Origin of the sequence: Microlunatus ginsengisoli (assembly GCF_039537205.1) — a bacterium.
Lineage (GTDB): Bacteria > Actinomycetota > Actinomycetes > Propionibacteriales > Propionibacteriaceae > Microlunatus > Microlunatus ginsengisoli.
On sequence record NZ_BAABAB010000008.1, the window covers coordinates 1 to 8,178 of the forward strand.

Consider the following 8,178-nt stretch of genomic DNA (forward strand, 5'->3'; position numbering starts at 1 on the left):
CGAGGTTCTGGCCGTGACGGTCCGCGGCGGACAGGCGACGCGCCAGGGTCTGCCAGAACGGAGCCCGCAATACCGCCGGCTCTTCTTCGCGGAGCAGGTCGAGCACCGCCGCGGGTAGCGGCGCCGGCGGGCCAGCAGTGGTTTCGACCTGGTGTTCCAGCTCGACCTGGTAGTTCCGTTCCCGAGATGGTGGGAGGACCGTGCCGGTCGGGATGGGGTCGGTGGTAGGGATCGCGGTGGCGGCCCGCCAGACGGCGAGGTCTCGCCACAGTCGCCGGTTGTGGCTGACCGGTTCGGCCCACCGTGGCGTCTGGACGGTGAGGGTGGCCTGGTCGGCAACCTCGGCCGCGTAGTAGGCGACCAGTTCGGCCCGCGCGTTCAGGTAGGGACCCCAGAGGGGATGGTCTTTGACCGCTTCGGGCGTCGCCCGGAGCCAGGGCAGCGGGCCGGCGCCGGCGAACAGGTCGGTGTCGTCGAGCCGCCAGCCGAGCACCGCCGCGACATCTTGGGCGTCGCCGAGGTCGCGCTGGTCGCGGACCTCCCGCAGCCGCGCGATCGGATCCTCACCGGAGACGGCGACGATGGCGAGCATCATCCGCAGCTGCGGCCACCCCCCGCAGCCGGTGATCCCCGGCTGCAGCTCTTCGGCTTGTTCTTCGATGATCCGCAGCTGGTCGGGGCCGGCCAAGTCTTCGGCGGCCGCGTACACGCCGTCGAGGTAGCGCAGCGCGTGCTGGCGAAGCAGATCCTGCGGTGACGCGGCGAGGCGTTGGGTGGTCGACGCGGACTGTTCGGTGCCGTCGTGTTCGAGAATCCCGTGCAGGATTTCGGCGCCGGTCGAGGGCCGGACGATCTCGGGCCGGACCCGGTTGTGCGGGTCCCCGTCACCGGCGGTCCGCACATACACGTGGTTGGCGAACCGGCCACGGCTCAACGCCACATACGCGGTCTGCCGGTCCTCGGTGCCGTCGAGCAGGACGTGGCTGACGTCGACGGTGGAGCCTTGCGCGGAGTGGACGGTGACCGCGTAGGCGTGGTCGACGTGGACGCGGACGTAGTCGGCGTCGAGCCAGGTGATCTTCCGGCTGCGCTCATGGCTGACCTTCAACCGGCCACGCCGGTCGACCGCGACCACAGTCCACCGATCGCCGTTCTTCACAAAATCGGTCGCCGACAGCCGGTTCCGGCGGTCGTTGCGGCGGGTCAGGACCCGGTCCCCGACCGCCGCCGGCAGCCCGGTCCGCAACACCACCTCCGGCCCAGCGGCATCAACCAGCCCTGCACCGATCCGCCGTTCCCGGGCCTTCTCGTTCAACCGGGCGGTCGTTTCGCGGGTGGCGGCGATCATCAGCGCCGACCGGCCGTTGGTGGTGTCGGCCCACCAAGCGTCGACGATCGCCTCGGTCGGATCGCCGGTGTCATGGAGCCGGCCGCGGTCGAGGTAGAAGCCGACCGCGGCCGGGTCGCCGTCGCGGACCGCGAGGGTGGCGGCCGCTTCGGACGGGTCGACGAACCGCATCAGCTCGGCCAGGGTCGCCGACCCGGCGGCCTCCTGGATGTCGCGGAGGACACCGCCGGCGGCGACGGCGGCGAGCTGCCGATCGTCACCGATCAGCCGGACCGAACCGCCCCGGGCGATGACGAAGTCGATCACCGCGGCGAGTTCGGTGGTGCCGGCCATCCCGGCCTCGTCGATCAGGACGAGGGTGTCGGCGTCGATCGCATCGACCCACTCCGCCAACCCGATCTCCGGTTTCGACGCGGACAGGTTCAGCAGGAAGTCGAGCTTGGCAAGGGTTTCGACGGTGCCGTCGGGAACCGCGGCCCGGAGCTCGTCCGCGGCGACCGCTGACGGTGCCAATCCGATGACGGTGCCGCCGGAGTCGACCCAGGCCCGGGACAGGGTCCGCATCGCGGTCGTCTTCCCGGACCCGGCCGGGGCGATCGCCAACTGGACCCGCTGCCCGGACCGGGCGAGCGCCTGCACCAGCTGCTGCTGACCGTCGTTCAGGGGTTGGCCGTTGGCTTCGGCCTCCAACAGCGCGAGACCGAGCATGGTGTCGTCGACGATCCGGCCGTCCCGCCGCAGGGCGTAGTCGACGATCCGTGCCTCCGCGTCGAGCACCGCGGTGGTGGTGTAGAGGCGGGTGTGTTTCGGCTCGTACACCGAGCTCCCGTCGCTGCGCCGCAGCTGGTCGGGAACATCGACAGCATCAGGCCGGGTCAATGGAACCGCGGCGTTGAGGACCCGGTCGGTGACCGCGGCGACGGCCGGGTCGATCACGTCACTGGGCAGGTTCAGCCCGCGGAGCTGCCGGTACGCCTCGGCCATCACATGGGTCGGCTGCCACCTAGCCCGGGACCTGGACACCGTCTCCGTCACGTACTCCGCGACACGGTCGAGGACCCGGTCATCGGGCAACCCCTCCCCCGCCACGTCCTGGTCGGGGGGCCGGCAGGCGTCCGTGGTGATCGCGTCGACGGCTTGGTCGGAGCCGAGCACGGCGACCGCCTGAGCCCTCCACACGCGGCGTTGGTCGGCGAGGGATCGGGGTTCGTGTTTGGCCTGCCGGGTGGCGAGGTTGGCTTGTTGGGCGAGCTGGATCATCTCCCGAGCCGTCGGCGCACGGCCGTGATCTTGGCCGAACTGGCGGGCCAGCCGGTCGGTTTCGGCCTCGATCTGGACCCGCCGCGACGACCACGCCTCCAACAACACCGCGGGCACGCCGACGATCTCCCGGACCGGCCGCCGGTCGGCCGCGGCGGTGACCTCCTCGAACTCGCTGCCGAGCCGTTCAGCGAGCTCGGCCTCGAGGTGGGAGTTGTAGTGCTCACTCACGGTGACCATCGCCCGGTACAGCGCGGCCCCATCGAGTGAGAGCCAGGCCCCGTCGGTCCGGTCTTGGACCTTGTTCGCGATCGCGACGTGGGTGTGCAGGTTGGGGTCGCCGTTGCGGGAGTCGCGGTGGGTGAACGCGGTCGCGACGATCCCGGTGACCTCGGTCTGCCGGACGCCCTGGGCGCCGCGGCGGGTGTGCGCGACCTCGGCCTCCAGCCACTGCAGGGCGTGGTCAACGGCGGCCTCGTGCGCGGCTTCGATCTGTTCCGCGACCGGCCGGGGGGCGACCGCCCACAGGGTGCTGACGCTCTTCACCGGGGTGAACGTGACGTCGAAACCGGCGACGGCCTGCGCCGGCCGGCGGGACTGCCGGGTCACCCAACTGGTGAATTCCTGGGCGTCCGCGGGTGGCCTTCCGTGCGCGTCTTCGAACGTCGCCCGGCCGACCTCGGTGCGGATCGCGGCCCGGACGTCCTCCGGCACCGGGTGGTTGAGCCGGCGGCCGTGTTCGGCGTTGTAGGCCTGGTAGCGGCGTTGGGTTTCGATCAGGAACGGGGTCGGCTCCCCTGCCGTGACCGGATAGGCCCGGCCGAGCTGGGTGGCCTTTAACGCGTTCTTCACGGTGTCGCCGGCGGCGATCGCCGCCTTCTGCAACGCGTCGGCGTCGGGGTGGCGGCCCTCGCCGAACAGGGCCCGCATCTGCGCCTCCGACACGTGGTCGCCGACGTGGACGGTGCCGAGGCCGGTGACGCCGTGGCCGACCCATCGGCCGGGCCGTTCACCTTTCTCGGTGTAGTAGTCGGCCAGCGTGGACCGGCCGCGTTGGGTGGAGTCGGTGACCGCGACCTGCCGGGTCAGGTAGGTGTATCCGTCCCCGGCGGTCAGCTTGTGCAGACTCGCGGTCACAGGCTTACTGTACGCTGATGATCCTGAGTGCAAGAGGTGTGTCGTACTTGAGGGGTCTGGCTGAATAGGTTCGGAGGCCGTACGATAGGGCGCAGGATGTGGATGGCCTGGCGGGCGTCGGGGGGCGCGATCGGGAATGCGATGGCGAGACGACGAAAGGTTGGGTGGGTGTGATGGTGAAGGCGTCGGAGGCGATGAGCGCACGGGTCAGGGCCCGGCAGGCGAAAGCCCAACTGGACGCGCAGCGCGCGGAGCAGGACCGGCTGATCGTGGATGCGGCGACGGAGTTCTATGAGGCCGGTGAGGCCCTGGTCGCCGCCCAGGCTGGGGCGGTGGCCGCTGAGGAGCGGCGCACGAAGTCGGTGGCGCGGTTGCTCGAGCTGGGCCAGACCGACGACGAGGTGGCCGTCTTGTGCGGGATCGCGGTCAAGGAGGTCCGCGAACTGCGGCGGCTGGCTGCGGCGGCCCAGTCCAAGCCGGCCGGAACCCGGCAGCGGGCGAGGTCATCGCGAGCGAAAGAACAGGTCCAGTCGTCGGAGCCGGATCCGGCCGGCGACGCGCCGGCCGTCCAACCGAGCAGCACAGCAGCATGACCGAACCCGTCTGGCTGCAGGAACTGGCCGAGCGCGGAGTGCTGCGTCGGGTGGAGATGGTCCGCGCCAGAATGCAGCGCTGGGGTCTGGGCGCCGGCGGCCCCGGCCACATCGACGTCGATGATCCGGCGAGCCTCGACCGTGCCCATCCGCGCTGTATGTCCGGGCAGACCATCCCGGGCCGGCCGGCTATGACGCCCGCATCGACGCCGAGGCCCGCAGGCTGGATCTACCGGCCGACGACATCGCCGAAGTCCGTCGCCGCGCTGACCTCACGCAGGCGCCCGACCCGACACCACAGGCCAGGGCCGTGTCCAACGCGTGGCGGTCGGACGTGACCGCGGCCGCGGAGGTGCACGCACAGGCCGACGTGGCGGCTCGGGTCGGGGATGTTCGTGTCGCGGACCCGCTACGGGAGGAGGAGATCGAACTGCTCGAACGGGTCGACCCTGCCGAAGCCCAGGCGGCACGTCGAGAGGTCGGCGGGCGGATGGACTGCACGCACCGGCGACCCGAACGGGCGGCAGCTCAGCCGGCGCCGGGCCGGCAGCTGGGACGATCGGTCGATGGCTCGGATTAGCCCCGGCGTCGCCGCCGTGTTGCGGGCGGCGTTGACCGACGCTGGGGTGATCGCCCGCTACCGGTCCCACATCGCCGCACTGACTGCTACCGGATGTCGGCTGTGGACCGGGGCGATCGCCGGGCGGGGCCATGCCCGGTTCTGGATCGGGGAGCTGCCCGACGGCCGGGACGCGGTCGTCCTCGGCCACCGGTTCGGGTACGGACTCGCGTTCGGGTACGACGAACTGATCCGCGTGAGCACGGTGCGGCACTACATCTGCGACAACCCGCTGTGTCAGACCGTCGACCATCTCCGGGCCGGCAGCAACGCGGACAACGCGCACGACTGGTCGACCCGACGCCACACCCCCGGCAGCCCCCTGCGTGACACCCGCGGCGCACTCGGCCGAGCCCGCGCCATCCGGGCCGCCGCCCGAGCCGACCAAGACCTTGCCGCGGCCGCAGCCGCCGGACTCCGGCCGGTCGACAGAGACCAACCCCCACTGCCCGACCTGGCCGTGCCCGACCCGCATGTGCCCGACCCGCATGTGCCCGACCCACATGTGCCCGACCCGCATGCGTTGGGGGAGGAAGCGTTGGAGCAGGTGACGACCCTGACCCTGCAACTGCAGGGACCCGACCTGCCGGGGGAAACCTACTTCGACAAGATCGGCCGGAGCGAGAACGCGAAACTGCGGGCGGAGGAGATCGTGACCGCGGACCTGCTGGCACCGCCGCCGGAGCTGCAGGATCTGACCGAGGACGAGAGCACCGATATTCTCCCGCACGACGAGGTCGACCAGACGCTGACCGAACTGCAGGCCGAACTGAAGAAACTCGCCGACGAGTAGCCCTCCCCCACCCGGGGTGTCGACCAGACTGAACTCGACGAGCCCGCCCCCGTTGAACCCGGATCGTCGAACCCGTCACCGTCGCACCAGGGCCCGTCGGGTCGGTGGGATCGGCGAGCGATGTTAGGTTCCGGCCGGTCGGGCAGGACGATCTGGCGCCGTCGGGTGCCCGGGCCCGTTGGCGGCGAACGTGGCCGCGATCGAGGTGCTGCGCCAGCTCCAGGCTGAGGACCGGCCGGCGAGCCCGGCGCAGCGGGCGGTGTTGGCGCGGTGGGGGTCGTAGGGTGCGCAGGGTCTGCTGGTGCTGCGGCGCCGCGAACCCGACCGCGAAGCGGTCGTTCCGTGGCCGGGTGGGAACAGGCGGTCGACACCGAGCTCCACGGCCGCCACGGCCGGAACGGTTCCGGCTGAACACGTGGTGGTTGGACCATCCTGAGATGGTGCTCGGCACCATCTCCGGATGCGAGGTCGGGATGCACGGGGTGATCGGGTCTGACCGTCGCCCCCAACCGGGCTCGAGAACCTCACCGGCGGTGAACGCCAGTCGTTGCAGCCCGCGCCACATCTCGGCGGCGACGGCGGGGTCGCGTTGTTGGGTCTGCGGGATCAGGCCCGGGTTCTGCTGTCCGCGGAGGCGGCGACGGCGGACGACACGCCGGGACTGGCCGAGCAGCGGACTGGGCTGCGCGCATTCTGGCAGGCCTACGTGGCCGGGTACGGGCCGGTGAACAGGTTCACCCTCCGCCCGATCGGGAAGCTCGATGACGCTGGGGGCGCTGCCGCCCTGGAAGCGTTCGACCCCGCGTCGCAGCAGGCGCAGCCTGGTGGGTTGCTGGTGTGCCGGCAGATCGAGCCGCGGCCGCAGATCCTGGGCGCCGACAACGCCCACGACGCGCTCAGCATCGTCCTCGACCAGCACGGTGTCGTCGATTTGGACGCGATCGCCCTGACCGGCCAGTCGGTGGCGGAGGCCCGAGCCGAGCTGGGTGAGGCGATCTGGCAGGACCCGGCCGCGCCCGGCATGTGGCTGACGCGGGCGGAGTACCTGTCCGGTGACGTCCGGGCCAAACTCGACCAGGCCCGCCGGGCGGCCGTCGACGATCCCGACCGGTGGGCCGGGCATGTGGCGGCACTCGGGCAGGTCATTCCGGCAGATGTCGGGCCCGGTGGCATTCACGCGCGGCTGGGTGCGGTGTGGATCTCGGCGGATGATCATCGACGGTTCCTGGCCGAGCTGCTCGATCAGCCGCGGGTCCGGGTGGCCCCGGATCAGGCCCTTCGTCGAGGCATCCCACCGATGTGCCACCCGAGGCCCGGGTGGTCCGCGGCGGTCCGGCCGGCCGGTTCCTGGCGCCGGATCGTTGCCGCAAGTTCGTCATCCTGTCACCCAGGCCGGCCCGGATGAGTTACGAGCGTTCATCCTCGGTCGGTCAGGATGATTCGAAGGGCCGGGATCGTTGCGGCCGCATGATTCCGGTCCACAAAACACGACGGGAGCCGGTTCGATGAGGACCGATCGGTCCAGGCTGAAGGGTAGAACCACTATCGGGCTGCGCCGCTTGCTGGCATGGACGATGGCCCCCAGTAGCTGCGTCTGGGACGCCGAGCAGCGGCGCTATCGGCCGGCACCGGCAGCCGGTCGAGAGGCTGACACGGTGTTGGGGGTCGAGGTATGCCGACCACTGACAGCGGTCACCGACGCGAACAGTTGGGTGACCTCTTGGCCACGTCCTGAGCGCTATGCGCTCAGGCGCGGCACTGGGGCAAGCCTCGCGGATTTCGCTGCCCAGAATCCTCCTAGCTTCGCGGCGAGGGGCACTCATGATCAACAGGGTGCGCCGGTTCTACGGTCTTCGCCTTGCAGGGAACGGTTCCGTTGGCGATAGTGCTATATCTTCGCCCTGACCATCGGCACGATCGCATCGGTCAGCTCCGCCGGCGCTCGTCCCAGGAACGACGCGGTTGACGTTTGCGCTCTACCCTGAGGCACACCGCCATCATTCTCGACGATGCACGCCGTACCTGATCCGGCACGAGAACGGATCCTCTAACCTCGTGGTTTGCCGCCCAGTTCCTGAGCCCGGCGGCCATCCGTCCGGCTCAGGCCGACTCCGTCGGGCGTCGGTGGCGACCTGCAGCTGCGTGGGTCGGAGTAGACTGTAGGCACTTGCTCCCTGCAGCTTCCATCCCGGACTCTCCCGAGGACCAGGTGGAATCGCGGGGGTCATGTCCCTCCAACAGCTGGCTCACCCACTAGAACATGTCGAGCCGTCAACCGGGCCGGTCGGAGTGGCCCTTCCACGTTCGCCGGTATCGGAGCGTGTGTTGCGTCTCCGGCTGTCCCCGTCGATCGGGCAGGGCGCCCTGGATGGCGCCTGGTGGCCCTACAGCCGTGACCTCACCACAGAGGCGCTGGATCTGGTGGACC

Annotated in this window: 5 protein-coding genes; 4 read left to right on the plus strand and 1 reads right to left on the minus strand. The window is 70.6% G+C overall.

The window, feature by feature from the left end; translation table 11 throughout:
- The coding region (gene mobF, locus ABD747_RS06320) for a MobF family relaxase (RefSeq protein ID WP_344802522.1) at window positions 1-3,745 on the minus strand (3,745 nt) is incomplete at its 3' end.
- 164 nt (window positions 3,746-3,909) lie between these two features.
- On the opposite strand from mobF, the gene ABD747_RS06325 reads away from it, so the two are divergent.
- The 4 genes from ABD747_RS06325 to ABD747_RS26670 form a co-directional block, all read left to right on the plus strand.
- A complete protein-coding gene (locus ABD747_RS06325; RefSeq protein WP_344802524.1) occupies window positions 3,910-4,338 on the plus strand; it encodes a hypothetical protein in 429 nt (142 codons plus the stop codon).
- Window positions 4,339-4,904: 566 nt separating this feature from the next.
- The gene (locus ABD747_RS06330) at window positions 4,905-5,750 is read left to right on the plus strand and encodes a hypothetical protein (RefSeq protein ID WP_344802526.1); all 846 of its coding nucleotides are present in this window, start codon (window positions 4,905-4,907) and stop codon (window positions 5,748-5,750) included.
- 547 nt (window positions 5,751-6,297) lie between these two features.
- Window positions 6,298-7,155, plus strand: coding sequence for a hypothetical protein (locus tag ABD747_RS06335; protein WP_344802528.1), 858 nt, complete (start codon window positions 6,298-6,300; stop codon window positions 7,153-7,155).
- 821 nt (window positions 7,156-7,976) lie between these two features.
- A partial coding sequence (locus tag ABD747_RS26670; protein ID WP_425562490.1) for a DUF5994 family protein occupies window positions 7,977-8,178 on the plus strand: 202 nt, incomplete at its 3' end.